At 54.3% G+C, this 14,031-nt stretch carries 13 protein-coding genes; 2 read left to right on the top strand and 11 right to left on the bottom strand.

Annotated features, from left to right (window positions below):
- Nucleotides 1-14: 14 nt before the first annotated feature.
- The 4 genes from NYE24_RS25655 to NYE24_RS25640 all read right to left on the bottom strand — a co-directional run bounded on the left by NYE24_RS25655 (nt 15) and on the right by NYE24_RS25640 (nt 5,721).
- Complete coding sequence (locus NYE24_RS25655) at nt 15-2,219, bottom strand: alginate lyase family protein (RefSeq protein WP_342476991.1); 2,205 nt, start codon at nt 2,217-2,219, stop codon at nt 15-17.
- 50 nt (nt 2,220-2,269) lie between these two features.
- Nucleotides 2,270-3,139, bottom strand: coding sequence for a carbohydrate ABC transporter permease (locus NYE24_RS25650; protein WP_036693658.1), 870 nt, complete (start codon nt 3,137-3,139; stop codon nt 2,270-2,272).
- Between the two features lie 24 nt (nt 3,140-3,163).
- The gene (locus NYE24_RS25645) at nt 3,164-4,072 is read right to left on the bottom strand and encodes an ABC transporter permease subunit (RefSeq protein ID WP_036693657.1); all 909 of its coding nucleotides are present in this window, start codon (nt 4,070-4,072) and stop codon (nt 3,164-3,166) included.
- A 77-nt stretch (nt 4,073-4,149) separates the two neighbouring features.
- Entirely contained in the window at nt 4,150-5,721 is a 1,572-nt protein-coding gene (locus NYE24_RS25640; RefSeq protein ID WP_342476990.1) for an extracellular solute-binding protein, read from the bottom strand.
- Nucleotides 5,722-5,943: 222 nt separating this feature from the next.
- On the opposite strand from NYE24_RS25640, the gene NYE24_RS25635 reads away from it, so the two are divergent.
- Nucleotides 5,944-7,749 (top strand): histidine kinase, encoded by a 1,806-nt coding sequence (locus NYE24_RS25635; RefSeq protein WP_342476989.1) that lies wholly within the window; start codon nt 5,944-5,946, stop codon nt 7,747-7,749.
- Nucleotides 7,736-9,352: a helix-turn-helix domain-containing protein gene (locus NYE24_RS25630; RefSeq protein WP_342476988.1), complete on the top strand. Its 1,617-nt coding sequence runs from the start codon at nt 7,736-7,738 to the stop codon at nt 9,350-9,352. The genes NYE24_RS25635 and NYE24_RS25630 overlap by 14 nt, the downstream gene beginning before the upstream one ends.
- A gap of 186 nt (nt 9,353-9,538) precedes the next feature.
- Here the strand turns inward: NYE24_RS25630 and modB are convergent, their stop codons facing one another.
- From modB to nikC, 7 genes are all read right to left on the bottom strand, one after another.
- Entirely contained in the window at nt 9,539-10,201 is a 663-nt protein-coding gene (gene modB, locus NYE24_RS25625; RefSeq protein ID WP_036693651.1) for a molybdate ABC transporter permease subunit, read from the bottom strand.
- Between the two features lie 29 nt (nt 10,202-10,230).
- On the bottom strand, nt 10,231-11,013 hold the full coding sequence (gene modA, locus NYE24_RS25620; protein WP_341028950.1) for a molybdate ABC transporter substrate-binding protein: 783 nt from the start codon (nt 11,011-11,013) through the stop codon (nt 10,231-10,233).
- A gap of 217 nt (nt 11,014-11,230) precedes the next feature.
- The gene (locus NYE24_RS25615) at nt 11,231-11,611 is read right to left on the bottom strand and encodes a hypothetical protein (protein ID WP_341028948.1); all 381 of its coding nucleotides are present in this window, start codon (nt 11,609-11,611) and stop codon (nt 11,231-11,233) included.
- A gap of 4 nt (nt 11,612-11,615) precedes the next feature.
- A complete protein-coding gene (locus NYE24_RS25610) occupies nt 11,616-12,008 on the bottom strand; it encodes a PLDc N-terminal domain-containing protein (protein ID WP_036693646.1) in 393 nt (130 codons plus the stop codon).
- Nucleotides 11,986-12,306: a hypothetical protein gene (locus NYE24_RS25605; protein WP_036693644.1), complete on the bottom strand. Its 321-nt coding sequence runs from the start codon at nt 12,304-12,306 to the stop codon at nt 11,986-11,988. The genes NYE24_RS25610 and NYE24_RS25605 overlap by 23 nt, the downstream gene beginning before the upstream one ends.
- The gene (locus tag NYE24_RS25600; protein WP_083677904.1) at nt 12,307-12,861 is read right to left on the bottom strand and encodes an RNA polymerase sigma factor; all 555 of its coding nucleotides are present in this window, start codon (nt 12,859-12,861) and stop codon (nt 12,307-12,309) included.
- A gap of 273 nt (nt 12,862-13,134) precedes the next feature.
- Nucleotides 13,135-14,028, bottom strand: a complete 894-nt coding sequence (nikC, locus tag NYE24_RS25595) for a nickel transporter permease (RefSeq protein WP_036693642.1) — start codon at nt 14,026-14,028, stop codon at nt 13,135-13,137.
- Between the last annotated feature and the right edge of the window lie 3 nt (nt 14,029-14,031).

Here is a 14,031-nt window from a genome sequence, read left to right as displayed (position 1 = left end):
TTATTCGTGCTGTGCTATTCTCTATGACCGCTAACGACAATAACATCCCGGTTATAGTTGCCTCCAGCAAACGCGATGCCCTCCGGCTCCGTCTTGCGGGGCAGCAGCGCTTCGGAGATAATATTGCCGGTATGGTCGAGGTAGCTGGTGACATCGACACTCTTATGGTAGAGGCAGATATCATCCACCCGGTCTCCCATCACGATACGCAGCGCGGTGGCCTCCTGCACGGAGAGTAATTCCCCATGCTGCCGGACAGGCAGCCGTTCTACACTCACCTGCGGCTTCGCTGTTCCGAACGGAACAGCCAGGGTAACGATAGCCGCGCTCCCCGTCAAGGTAAGGGAACGCTTCATGACCGGACTCTCGTGATAGTGGCCCTGCTTGAAGATCAGGCCCTGCTCCAGCGTCAGCCGGTCCTCCGCCAGCCCGGAGGGGAGCGGCTTCAGCAGCAGATTGGCCCCCTCCAGCTGCGAGACCACTTCCGTGCTGAGCGAATCGTAGGCCGCTGTCCCCGGCGGCAGGTGGAAGTACTGCTCATAGCGGTGCTGCCCTTCTGCTTCGAACAGGTCCACAATCAGCCAGTAGCTGTTCTTGACGAACAGCACCTTACGGGAGTGAACCACCGGATCTTCGTACCGGGTATATCCGTACTGGCTTGCAAAAGCATAATCATAGGCTTCATTGAACTGGGTATCCCAGATTCTGCAGCTCGCCGTAGGCGGCGTATTCCAGTGGAAGCTGCGCACATGCTGGTCCTGACCGTCTACAACCACAGTGTTATGGGCACGGGTCGAGACTGTATATTTACGTTCCTTGTTCCACTCGAACAAGCCCATACCCGAATCGGCCAGCAGCTCGCGTCCTCCGGCGTAGAGAACCAGACTGAGCGCATCGGAATGCGCATGCCCGCCAATCCCCACACCTGCCCGCATCGCCATGTACATATCGTTAGGGCTCCAGCCCTGGCGCGAGGTCACATAACCGCCTGCCGGGAAGCAGGCGGCCGTCTCCGCAGGCTCTGCAGCCTTGAGCTGATCATACTCCGACGCAGCCTCCGGCCCCACTCTCCACAGCAGGGAGAACGGCAGCCGCTCATGTCCCAGCGCCTTGAAGTCCCCCCGCTGGTACAGGTAAGCGCCAAGGCTCATGACGTTGCGCAGCTCGCTGACGACCTGGACATCGGTATCGCCGAACTTGACCAGCTGCCCGTCCGGTGCCAGCAGATGCATCGTGACGACATACATTTTCTCCAGCGTCTCCCGGTATTCCCCGGCATCGATGCCGAGCTTCTGGTACAGAACCACCAGTTCATACAGCTCGCGCATGACGATCAGGTGGTAATTCGGGCTGCCCTCGAACTGTACCCCGTCGGGGTAGACGTTCTCAAGGATGTATCCCGGCAGCTTACGCCCAGCGTATTCCAGCCATGCGGCGGAATCCTTCAGCTCCGGCAGAAGCAGCGCCGTCTGAGTCAGTCCCCGGAGCTGCATGCAGACATGGTTGCCGCCGCTGGCATGATATTTACGGACGTACTCCCCGTGCTGCTGAAAGGACTGAATCAGCTTCAGCTTCACCTCAGGCTCGAAGGCCGGAGAGCCGAAGAAGGTAATGAAGGCTTCCGGCAGCATGAACATCCGCACACCGGCCGAGAGAGGGTCCCAGGTCGAATGCTCCGCCCGGAACGTACCATCCACCGGCATAGGGTTATCGTCAATGAAATGGCTGATCATATCATTGAAGCATTTGGCGTATTTATCATCCCCGGTCAGCGCATAGGCTCTGGACAGGCGCTTCACATAGACGAACCGGGTCAAATGCAGCTGATACTGCGAGCTGTCGAACAGCCAGCTGTTCCAGTCATAGCTTCCGTGCCGGAAGAGCACTCTTTTCCCTTTGAACAGGGGAATATCCCCCTCCACAATCCGGTCCGCCTCGGCAATATCCTGCTGCGCCTCCTCCTCCCCGCTGTAATGGCTGGCGGCGTAAGCCCTAAGCCCAGGAACATCCTTCACATCAAAGTAATATCTCCCGTTGTTACCCGCTGCAATGACTTCTAAATAAGCATCCCGTGCACCGGCGATATCGCCTAAGTCCAGCTTCGCAGCTACACCGGCAAGCTCCGGTCTGGTCAAGTCCAGCCTTGTGCTTAAGAATTCTCCGGCAGTCAGCTGCGGCTTCGTGTATGCGGGATTGTGCCGCAGATCTTTATAATTCATGGTCAATTCTATCATCACCTTTATATTTGCGGATTCATCCGCCTAAATGTCTATTCCTTAATCGAACCCAGCATGGCACCCTTAGCAAAATATTTCTGCAGGAACGGGTACACCATGACTATGGGCAGCATCGCCAGCAGAATGGCCGCATTCTGGACATTGGGTCCAAGGTTGGCCGCAAGCGAGGCATCCACCGCCGCCTCTGCCGAGATATTGGAGGCGCTGATCGCGACCATCTGCCGCAGGAGTGGTTGAATCGGCCAGCGCGTCGTATCATTCAGATAGATAACCGCCGAGAAGAATTCATTCCAGAACTGCACCATGAAGAACAGGGTGAACGTAGCGATAATCGGCTTGGACAGCGGCAGCACGATCGAGTAAAGAATTCGGAATTCCCCCGCCCCGTCAATTCTTGCCGCTTCGTCCAGACTCTCAGGCAGGCTCTGGAAGAACGAGCGGATGACCATGATATTGAAGGCACTGGAGGCTGCCGGAAGTACTACCGCCCAGTAGGAATCGATCAGGCCCAGATTTTTGACGACCAGATAGTTCGGAATCATGCCTCCGTGGAAGATCATCGTGAAGAAAATAACCAGCAGCATGATCCGGCGTCCGGGCAGAAATTTCTTCGATAGGGCATAAGCCAGTGTAATCGAGACAAACAGGCTGAGTACCGTGCCCATCGCCGTGATAATTACAGAGTTCTTGACGGAGGTCAGGAACGTATTCGCATTCAGCAGATAGCTGTAGGCGTCCAGTGTCCAGTGCTTGGGCCAGATGAAGAAATTCCCGGCCATCGAATCTCCCGGCGGACTGAACGAGACTGCGATAATATATAGAAAAGGCAGAATAACCAGCAAGCTGATTAAGCAAATAATGACTACAATAATGGTGTCAAACCAGGTTGCCTTAAGCTTCATAACCTCTACACTCCTGTTCTTGTTCTAGAATATGCCTTCCTCGCCAAGCAGCCTTGCCGCATAATTGGCCCCGAGGACCAGGATCAGACTGGCTACGGATTTGAACATGCCGACCGTAATCGCGAAGCTGTAATTAAATTGCTCCAGACCGACATGGTAGACGAACAGATCGAAGACATTGGAGACATCGAGGTTAAGGCTATTGGTCATCAGGAAGATCTGCATGAAGTTGGAGTCCATCGAGGAGCCCAGACGGAGCAGCAGCAGAATCACAATCGTACCCTTGATGCCGGGAAGCGTGATATGCCAGATGCTCTGCAACCGGCTTGCTCCATCCACCTTGGCTGCTTCATACTGCTCAGGGTTAATCCCGGCCAGTGCCGCCAGGAAGATAATCGTACCCCAGCCCGCATCCTTCCAGATGGACTGGAAGATGACCAGCGGCCTGAACCATTCGTTGCTGACCAGGAAGTTAGCGCTGCCGTCAAACCACTGGCCCAGGTAATGGTTAATGACGCCCGAAGGCCCGAAGAAGGAGATCGTAATCCCGTAAATCACGACCCAGGAGAGAAAATGGGGCAGATATACGATGGTCTGCGAGACACGCTTGAACACCTTGAGCCGCACTTCATTCAGAAGCAGCGACAGGAAGATCGTGAAGGGAAAATAAATAATCAGATTCAGCAGACTGATCAACAGCGTATTTTTTAGCAACATATAGAAATCGGAGGTTCCGAAAAACTGTCTGAAATTATCCAGCCCCACCCAGGGACTGTCCATCATGCCCTTGAACGGGCTGTATTCCTTGAAGGCCAGAATAAGTCCTGTCATCGGGATGTAATGAAAGGTGAGAAAGTAGAGAATACCCGGTGCTGCCAATAAATAAAAGGGCCATAGCTGATGAAACCGTTTGGGGCGTAAAGCTCTCTGCACGGGCTAAACCTCCTTATCCGATTGGGCAAGTGGAGAGGGAAAAGTCCCCCTCCTTTGCCTCTGTGTATTGTGTTGTATTACTTCGTGGAATGCTCTGCTTTATACTGGTCCAGCAGTTCCTTGGTGATCTGCACCCCCGGACCCTGAGTCCAGGTATCAATCTCCTTCTGCACATCCTCCCAGGCTCCCTCGCCCAGCACATACTTCGTCATTACCGCACTCATTTTCTTATAGCTGTCGGGATTCTTGCTGGCGTACTGTGAGTTGTAGCTGAGGAACGGGTTCTCCACTCCGATCTTGCTGATCGTATCTAGAGTCGCCTTTTGCAGCGCCAGGATGTCCGGCTCCTTGGAGTTGGCGTATACATATGGATCTGCGCGGTTCTCCAGGATGAAATTGTTCGGCTTATCCAGCTCATATTGCTTCTTCTGCTCCTCGGTCTGCACCGCAACCCCATTCTTGAAATCGCTGGAATGAATGCCGGTGACACCCGCTTTGGAGAACGCTACATTCTCCTCGGAGGCCGTGAAATCAAGGAAGTCTACAATTTGCTGCACTTTATCCTCCGGTACGGAGCTTGGAACCGCCCAGAGTCCGTAGTACCCGGAGAGTACAGAAGCGCCCTTCTGTCCGTTCACGCCTTCAAGCACATCGACAATCGCGATTTCGGCCTTCGGGTCCGTCTGCTTCAGCTTCTCTACGTTGGTCTCTACAATATCACTGACATTCCCGACAAAAGCACCCGCTGTACCGGCCAGGAACTTACTCCGCGCCTGCCCCTGGTTCTTCAGTACAGGCGCATCCTTGTCGATCAGGCCCTTGCTCCACGAATCTCTCAGCCACTCCAGGAAGGCCTTGTATTCCGGCGTCTGGAAATCACGGACTACGTTGTCTCCATCCAGCTTCCATACGTTAGGAATGCCAAAGGCATACTGGAGCGGGAGGACACCCGAGAACGGCCCGGGGCTGTTCACACCGTCTGATCCGTAGATTGTGAACGGAATGGTTTTGCCGCCGCCCGCAGGGTCCTTCTCCTTGAACACCGCAAGCGCATTCGTCAGCTCATCCATGGTCTTCGGAACCGGCAGATTATACTTATCCAGCCAGTCCTTGCGGATCAGGATATTGGCTTCACCTCCGCCGTAGAGACCGCGCGGCCGGGGAATCCCGTAGGATTTGCCGTCAATCTTGGCCCCGTTCCAGACCACCTCATCAATCTGGCTGATATTCTTGGTCTTCGCAAGGTAAGGCGTCAGGTCATGAAAAGCGCCCATTCTCACCAGGTTGTTGAATTTATCGTCCTTGCCGCCATCCATCAGCAGCAGATCATAGGAATCTCCGGCGGATACCGCTACTGAGAGCTTATCCGTATAGGCTTCGGATGGCACGAAGGTTACGTTCAGATCTACATTGCCGCGCTTCTCCAGATCCTCCAGCGCCTTGTTGTTCGTCATCTCCGGCGGATTGCCGAACAGAATCGTCATGGCCTTGATGCTGGCTGGCTTGCTAGCCGCGCCGCTTGGTGTGCCGCCTTCCGGTGCCGCTGTGCTGCCTGCCGCTGAATTTTTATCTCCGCCGCAGCCCGCCAGTGTAGTTAAGGCTAACGCCGCTGTAGCCATAAGCGGTACAAGCTTTCTCTTGTAACTCATTGTCATCCCCCATTTGCTTGTATTGGTTGCGTTTACATCGTCCTTACACTTTGGATTATAGAAGACGCCGGAGCTTAAGAACATGCCGGATTCCAGCCAAAGTGTCACCATTTTTAAGATTTGCCGGGCCGCAGGTATCTCCCTGTTCTCCAATGTACTATAATCTGTATAGGATAGCCTGCCCGGTATCCGAAGTCCAAAACCTTTAACGGATGTGACTCTATGAATTCACCCTTTTTCAGCTTTTTGCGGCGGAGCTTCTATATCAAGATGATTGTGGTCATGTTCGCCATCTCGGTGGTTCCGCTGATTGTGCTGTCATTCATCTCTGTAAGCGTATCCAGTACGACAGTGGAACAGCAAGTGAACCGCCTGAACGCCCAACTCGTCAATCAGGTCGTGGACCGGATCGAATTAACCATGACCCGGCTGCGGGAGCTCAGCGAGCAATACTCGCGGATCTCGTCCATTCAAAGTGCGCTGGTCTCGCCTTCGGCCCAATATTTTGAAGAGGTGGTCCGCAAAAAGGATCTGATCTCCGTGCTCAGCGGCGCCTCCGCTATTATCGGGAATGTGGAGGGACTGCAGGTCTATTCCGCTGTCACCGGAGAAGTCCTCTCCTCCACGGAAGCCCCGGCCATGCTGGAGGAGTCCCCGTACCGGCCGCTGATTGAAGCCTACCTGGCTTCGGGACGGCCGAATCTTTTTCTGGACAAGCACTCGCTGCCTGAGCTGGCTATCCTTCATTCGTCCACCTATTATATCTCACGCGTTCCCTTCGACTTATACAAGGACCTGAAGGGCGTGCTGCTGATCTCCATGAACAATAGCCAATACCAGCAGCAGATTGAGAATATTCAGCTGGGGAGCGAGGGCTCCATCTCCCTGCTGACAGAAGACGGCCTGACCATTGCCACGACCAGCAAGCTGGAGAAGCAGGAGGATACGCAGCGGGTGCATGAGATTCTGAAGCGCTGGAAGGAGCTGAAGCGCCCAGATCAGTTCGCGGCAGGCTCCTCAATAGTCTCTGTCAAACAGACCTCCACCTATGATAAGTGGATCGTACTCTCGGAGATTCCGTCCAAGGAGCTGACGGCCAGCGCCGAGATTATCCGCCGGACGGTCACTTATTTTCTGCTGATACTGGTCTGTCTGGGGGCGCTCTGTGTGATCGGCTTCGGATATCAGCTCTACCGGCCTCTGCAAGCTGTGAAGCGGCAGGTCGATGCTCTGAAAAAAGGGGATTTCGAAGCCCGTGTTACTCATTTCGCGAGTAATGAGATTGGGGATCTGGGCCGGATGCTCAATACCATGGCTGTCCGCATTCAGGATCTGCTGGCAGACCTGCATGATTCGGAGGATCTGAAGCGCAAGCTGGAGATTCGGGCGCTGCAGTCGCAGATCAACCCCCATTTCATGTACAATACCCTCAATACGATCCGTATGTTCGCCATGATGAAGGATTATGAGAAGATCAACTCCCTGATGGGACGGCTGGTGGCCCTGCTGCGGTATTCGATGGAGAATTTCGAGCAGACGGTGCAGCTCCAGCAGGAGCTTGATTATCTGGCGGATTATGTCGGGCTGCTGAATATGCGCTACAAATGCCAGATTCACCTGGAGGCTGACATTGAGGAGCCGCTGCGGGGCATGATGATTCCGAAGCTGGGTCTGCAGCCGCTGATTGAGAACTCCGTATTCCACGGCATTCTCCCGCGCAAGGCACCGGAAGGGCATATCCGTGTGCGTGTATACAGAAGTCCCGGCGGGAGCCATATTATTGTACAAGTCGGGGACGACGGGATCGGTCTGGAAGAGAGCGAGCTGAGGAAGCTGCAGCTCCATCTCCAGCAGGAAGAGTCTGCCGAGAACATCGGACTGCAGAATGTATGGATGCGCATGAAGCTGCTGTTCGGAGCGGAGACACAGATCCTGCTCACAAGCGCTCCGGGCGAAGGCTTGACCATCCGCATGCTGCTGCCGTCCGGGAACGTTCTGATTAAGGAGGAGCATCATGAATCACTATAGAGTTGTCCTTGTGGAGGACGAGATTCCGGCAAGAACCGTCTTCCGGCATTTCATTGAGGAGCGCGCTGACCTGTTCACCCTTGTCGGCGAAGCCGAAGATGGCCGGGACGGACTGGAGCTGTTCCTGAAGCATAAGCCGGAGCTGATTGTTACCGACATCACGATGCCTGGCATGAACGGGCTGGAAATGCTGCGCGAGATTGAACGGAGCGGGGTCCGTGCGCCGCAGATCATTATCCTGACCTGCCATCAGGACTTCCATTATGCCCAGCAGGCCATTCATCTGAAGGCAGCCTCCTATCTGATTAAGGATGACTGCCTCTCCGATCCGGGCCTGTTGACCCGGACGATGGAGGAGCTGGCGGTCCTGGCGGATTCACGCGGCGAGACGAGGGACAATTATCTGCAGCTGGAGCAGCAGGTCCGCCTGAGCGAAGTGGAGATCGAGCAGAGCCTGTTCCTGGACATGCTTCGCAGCCCGGCGGCTGAAGCCAAATGGCTGCGCAGTCTTGCAGACTCGCAGCTTCCGCTTCACGGCCAGGGCTTCATGACCCTGCTCTTGGAGCTGGACCGCAACTCCCTGCGCTTCCCGATCGACCAGCTGGAGGAGCTGAAGCTGTGGCAATTCGCCGGGGTCAACGTGCTGAAGGAGCTGCTCGGCAGCATAGGCCCGCATAAGGTTATCGCCCTCGACAAAGGGCGATTCCTGGCCCTGTATACCGACAGCATGAAGACGGAGAGACCCCGCTTCCTGGAGCAGGTGCTGGAGTCTCTGGCCGCGAATCTGCGGATGAGCTGCATCGCCCTGCTGTGCAGCTTCGAACAGGGGCTGGAGGAGCAGCCGGAGGCGCTGAAGCGGCTGGCTTCAGCGCCGTATCCGTTCTTTTACCGCTGCAATGAGCTTATCGGCATCGGGGAGTGGGGGCAGCTCTCCAGCTTCCAGCGGATTCCCGAGCCGCAGAGCCGTTTTTGGAGCAAGGTGCTGAAGAAAGCGCTGCTGGAGCCGCATCTCAGCACAGCCGCTCTGGAACAGGAGCGCCAATCCCTGCACCGTCAGGCCATGGAGCAAGCCTGGGACCCGGAGCAGATCAAGTCCCTGTACCTGAGAGTCTTCCTGGATATGAGCCATAACGTAATTGGGGCGGAAGGCGGAGCGGACCTCGAAGCGGAGCTGCGTGTACAAATCGAGCTCTGCCAGACGTTCAACTCCGTACATGAGATCACCTGCGATTATTTCCGCAAGCTTCAGCAGCTTCAGGAGGGCGGCCGGAAGATCGATGCCTCCATCACGCGTATCATTCAACAGATGCGTGAAGATCTCAGCTATCCCTACAAGCTGGAGGAGCTGGCGGCTTCGATCAATTACAGCGTGCCTTACTTCAGCTCCATGTTCAAAAAGGCCGTCGGCGAGAGCTTTGTCCAATATCTGACCCGCCTGCGGATCGAACAGGCCAAGCTGCTGCTGCTCACCACCGACCACAAGACCTTCGAAATCTCCGAATCCATCGGCTTCGAGAATTACCGGTCCTTCAACCGGATTTTCAAGAAGGAGACCGGCGTCTCCCCCTCGGATTACCGCCGGCAGGGGACACAAAACACATAAATTCAGGAACTAAACCGTGAGGGCAACATGGATACTCTTCAGCCAATTGTGGTCGGTTTTTCGATTACATTGGGTACGTGTGCCGTCCGCTCAAGCCAATTGTGTCCGGTTTACCGTAAACAACCCCCGCCTTCACCGGAAATCCGGTGAGGACGGGGGTTGCTCTTGTTAACCTGTAATCATCCATCAGGAACGGCGGTTCACGAACATCAGCATAAGCATGGAAATCACAATGATTGAGCCGACCCACATCCAGGCAAGCGTCATATTGCCTCCGTCCACCGCTACATAGATCGCGGTAGGCACGGTCTGGGTACGTCCCGGGATATTGCCCGCCACCATAATCGTCGCTCCGAATTCACCCAGCCCGCGGGCGAAGCCGAGGACATATCCGGCAGCCAGCGAACGGCTGGCCAGCGGGAGAGTGACATAGCGCAGCACCTGAAGCTCGCTGGCTCCCTGCGCACGCGCAGCATCCTCAAGGTCCTTCTCTACCCCCTCGAAGCCTGCCTTGACCGTGCGGTATACCAGCGGAAAAGCCACCACGACTGCGGCAATTACCGCTGCCCCCCAGGTGAACAGGATCGTGTGCTCTGTGAACTGTTCATACAGCCTGCCAATCCAGCTGCGCCGCCCGAGGAAGACCAGCAAGACGAAGCCGACCACAGTCGGCGGCAGCACCAACGGCAGCAGCAGGACCGTTTCGACCAGGCTGTGTCCGAAGAACCGGCGTCCCGCCATCTTCCGGGCAGCCAGCGTGGCCAGCAGGAATACGATCACACTGGTTAATACCGCAATCTTGATGGACAGCCAGACCGGGGCGAAAAAATCGGTCCAATTGATCTCCATCTCTTTTCACCCTATCTAATAGAAGTTACTTATTTCGCTAATTGAAAGCCGTAGCCGGTAAAGACCGAGCTTGCAGAAGCAGTCTGCACATAGCTGTAGAAGGCTTTGGCCTCCACCTGATGCGACGAATCTGTGACAATACCCACCGGATAGTTAATTGCCTTGTGTACATGGCCGCCTACCGTCAGGGCAATCTTCACCTTCTTCGAGGTTAACGCGTCTGTCTTGTAGACGAACCCTGCATCTGCATTCCCTGTCTCCACATAAGACAGCACCTGACGGACATCCTTGGCGAAGACCAGCTTACTTTGCAGCGTATCCCATACCTTCTTCGCGGTCAAGGACTGCTGGGCGTATTGTCCGGCCGGAACCGATTCCGGCTGGCCTACGGCTACTTTTTTGAAGGCTGGAGCAGTAAGGTCAGTAATGGTTGTAAGCTTCGTGTTCGAATCGGAAGGAACCACGACGACCAACTGATTCTTCAGCAGCGGCATGTGGTCAGCGATCAACCCTTTGTCCACCAGCGCGTTCATCTGCTTGTCGCCTGCCGAGAAGAACAAATCCGCCGGGGCCCCCTGCTCAATCTGCTTCTGCAGCGTACCGGAGGCGCCGTAATTGAACACCAGCTTAATCTCAGGATGCTGCTTCTCGTACTGCACCGCGATCTTGTCCAGACTATCCTGAAGGCTCGCCGCTGCGGAGACAATAATCTCCGTCTTTTTGGCTGCCGCCTCAACCTCCCCTGTTGAGCCGGCCGTTACCCCCGCCATCATCATGAATACCAGTAATCCCATTAACCACTTCTTCAGCATTTCCCATTCCTCCCAATCGCTATTTCGTATATTTTGAACATATTCTAGCAAGTTAAATCGAATTATACAATATATTTGATTATGTTTGTGTATGTTTAGTTATAATTAGTATTAAAATCAGGGATTTCCCTCGTCCACACAGCAAAAAGCCCCCGCCTATATATAGGGAAGAGGCCTGTTCTAGGGGTATTCGTAATCATCTTTTCACCAGTTCCAGTTATTCGACCTTGAAAGCAACCTTGAAGCTTCCTTTGGTTTCTTCACCCTTGATTTCAATCCGGTATTTCCCGTCTTTATCGGCTTTCACCTTCTCAGTACCGGTTTCATTGGTTCCCAGTTCAGTAAGCACCTGATTATCCGGTCCGTATAACTTCATGGACAGCTGGCCCTCTTCCACCTTGGATTTATAATCGATACTGATCGTTTCGCCGCTTTTCATACTCAGTTTCTTCTCCTCTGTACCCGTAAAAAACTTGTAGGAGCCGCTTATTTTGCTCTTCGTGCTGGACCCGACGTACATTATTTTCTTATCGCAGGAAGTCAGCAGCACCGATGCCATGATGATTAAGATCCCCAGTGTCATCCATTTCTTGTTCATATGCTTAACACTCCTCTGTATAGATTAGATGGCCGCAGTGCGGACAACGGATACCTTGATTGGCTACATCAGATGCAGCGTGAATGTGGTGCTGCTTCCTCGCGAGGAGATACAGGATCAAACCGATGAAGTTCGGAATATAGATGACCGCAGTCATCCACAGCCAGGCATTCATCCGGCGCCGCGAGGCATCCTTGTAAATGAATACTGCAATTAGCACATTGAGGCTCAAGAACAGCAGGGCCAGCAGACTCATCACAATAAGCCAGGTCAGATTCTCCTCCACATAATCGCCCATATACGGACTTATGCTGTATCCCAGCGCAATGCAGCTGGCCAGAACGATTGCCGTCATCCCCCCAAAAACAAACTTCTCAACGGTGAAGTGAACTTTCATAAGATCCTCCTCCGCTTCCCATAGTACGGTACAATAGTAACGTTCCGGCAACCATTGGAGACAGAATGAACAGCAGCCCCATGCTGATCTTCCACTGCAAAGCAGCCGGACCGGCCAGGAAATACAGTCCCAGCACCATGAATACCAGCCATTGCAGAGCCACTAAAATGGAAATCGCGCCCATTGTCCTGCGCCCTTGTATCCGCTGGATCGTATTAGAGACAAGCTCTGGAGATGGCGTAACAGGCAGCTTGAAATATTCCGTCAGCAGCCGGTCTTCGTCTCTGGGCTCCTTCATTTAGTTCATCTCCTTCATTAACTTGTGCAGCAGCTTCTTGCCATGATTCAACCGGGATTTGACGGTTCCGAGGGGAACTCCCAGCACCTCCGCAATGCCCTCATAGCTGAACTCCTCATAGTAATACAGCATGAGAGGGGCAAGGTAACGTTTGGGCAGACTCCGCAGGCATTCCTCCAGGAACCGGTGCTCCTCATGCCGCAGCAGCTCCTCTTCTGCCAATGGAGCCGGATCTCTAATATGAATATGCTCCGAATCCGAGGACAACCAGGTCCAAAGGGCATACACACTTTTCCACTTCCGGTAGTGGTCACGGTACATATTGAACGCCACCTGGAACAGCCAAGACTTAAAGGGACGCTCTACATCATACTTCTCCAGCTTGCGGAGCACACGTACCCATACCTCCTGGAACAAATCCTCCGCATCCTGCCGGTTCAAGGTAAGATGGCGGCAGAACCGGTATAAATCATCCCTATACCTGACAATGAGAAGCTCAAGATGCTCATGTTGACCGGACTTGCATCCTTCAACGAGCTGTTTGTCGGTCATCATCTGTTCTCCGCCGCCCTTTCAACCTACATTACGAAGTGTTTTGGATATTGTTCGAAAATTCACAAAGTTATTTTCGGGAAAAGTTGCGACTACTGTTCATGGAACGCTGAGAAACGAATCTCCTATTCAAACAGAACAAACTCACCCTAACGGGTGGGATATGCTCGTGCCTTCCTTCATAATAACATTTCATTAAATAATCTCCCTCAAAATAAAGAGCTATCCCAACAGCCATTGATATGGCTTGGGACAGCTCTTGATAAGATCTTAATTTCAATTCTTCATCCGCGGGTCCAGCACATCGCGCAGGCCGTCGCCCATCAGGTTGAAGCCGAGGACGGTCAGCATGATGGACAGGCCCGGGAAGACTACGGTCCAGGGGGCCTTCTGGATAAACTGCCGGGAATCGGAGAGCATCTTGCCCCACTCCGGGTCCGGCGGCTGGGCGCCGAGTCCAAGGAAGCCCAGGGCCGCGGCTTCAATGATGGCTGTAGCGATGCCAAGGGTGCCTTGGACAATGATCGGCGTCAGGCTGTTCGGCAGAATATGGCTGAACAGAATCCGCCCGTTTTTCATCCCGATCGCCCTGGCCGCCGTAATGTACTCCTCGGACTTCAGGCTCAGCACCTTGGCCCGGACCAGCCGCCCATAAGTCGGAATGTTGACGATGGCAATCGCGTAGAGCGCATTCTGCAAGGAAGGCCCAAGAATAGCTACAATAGCGATGGCCAGCAGAATACTCGGAAAAGCCAGCAAAATGTCAAACAGACGGGAGATCATCATATCCATCCATTTGCCATAGTATCCGGCGAGTATGCCCAGTGCGGTGCCAACAATGATCGAGCCGATTACGGAGAAAAATCCTACCCAGAGTGAAATCCGTGCCCCGTAGATCACCCGGGTGAACAGATCCCGCCCCAGATCATCCGTACCGAACCAATGCTCCGCCGACGGCGGCTTCAGGCGGTTCACTAATTGCTGGGCCTTGAAATCATACGGAGCGATCCATGGCGCGAGCAGCGCAATCAGTACAAAGAACAGGATAATGCCAAGCCCGGCCATGGCCGTCTTGTTCTTGCGGAAGGCCTTCCACGCATCGCGCCAGGGGCCGGAGGCTTGATCCGCCGGAGCCTCAGGAGGTGGAGCCTGTAGTGCTGCCTGTCCCATAGC

Source organism: Paenibacillus sp. FSL H7-0350 (assembly GCF_038593195.1).
Classification (GTDB): Bacteria; Bacillota; Bacilli; order Paenibacillales; family Paenibacillaceae; genus Paenibacillus_AQ.
This window is presented reverse-complemented; position numbering and strand designations above follow the sequence as displayed.

Excerpts from the sequence above, each read along its gene's own strand:
- NYE24_RS25600 (WP_083677904.1), bottom strand. The coding sequence starts at position 12,861 with ATGATGACCGACAAACAGCTCGTTGAAGGATGCAAGTCCGGTCAACAT.
- NYE24_RS25615 (WP_341028948.1), bottom strand. The coding sequence starts at position 11,611 with ATGAACAAGAAATGGATGACACTGGGGATCTTAATCATCATGGCATCG.
- modB (WP_036693651.1), bottom strand. The coding sequence starts at position 10,201 with ATGGAGATCAATTGGACCGATTTTTTCGCCCCGGTCTGGCTGTCCATC.
- NYE24_RS25605 (WP_036693644.1), bottom strand. The coding sequence starts at position 12,306 with ATGAAGGAGCCCAGAGACGAAGACCGGCTGCTGACGGAATATTTCAAG.
- NYE24_RS25650 (WP_036693658.1), bottom strand. The coding sequence starts at position 3,139 with ATGAAGCTTAAGGCAACCTGGTTTGACACCATTATTGTAGTCATTATT.
- NYE24_RS25610 (WP_036693646.1), bottom strand. The coding sequence starts at position 12,008 with ATGAAAGTTCACTTCACCGTTGAGAAGTTTGTTTTTGGGGGGATGACG.
- NYE24_RS25635 (WP_342476989.1), top strand. The coding sequence starts at position 5,944 with ATGAATTCACCCTTTTTCAGCTTTTTGCGGCGGAGCTTCTATATCAAG.
- NYE24_RS25630 (WP_342476988.1), top strand. The coding sequence starts at position 7,736 with ATGAATCACTATAGAGTTGTCCTTGTGGAGGACGAGATTCCGGCAAGA.
- NYE24_RS25640 (WP_342476990.1), bottom strand. The coding sequence starts at position 5,721 with ATGAGTTACAAGAGAAAGCTTGTACCGCTTATGGCTACAGCGGCGTTA.
- nikC (WP_036693642.1), bottom strand. The coding sequence starts at position 14,028 with ATGGGACAGGCAGCACTACAGGCTCCACCTCCTGAGGCTCCGGCGGAT.
- modA (WP_341028950.1), bottom strand. The coding sequence starts at position 11,013 with ATGCTGAAGAAGTGGTTAATGGGATTACTGGTATTCATGATGATGGCG.
- NYE24_RS25655 (WP_342476991.1), bottom strand. The coding sequence starts at position 2,219 with ATGAATTATAAAGATCTGCGGCACAATCCCGCATACACGAAGCCGCAG.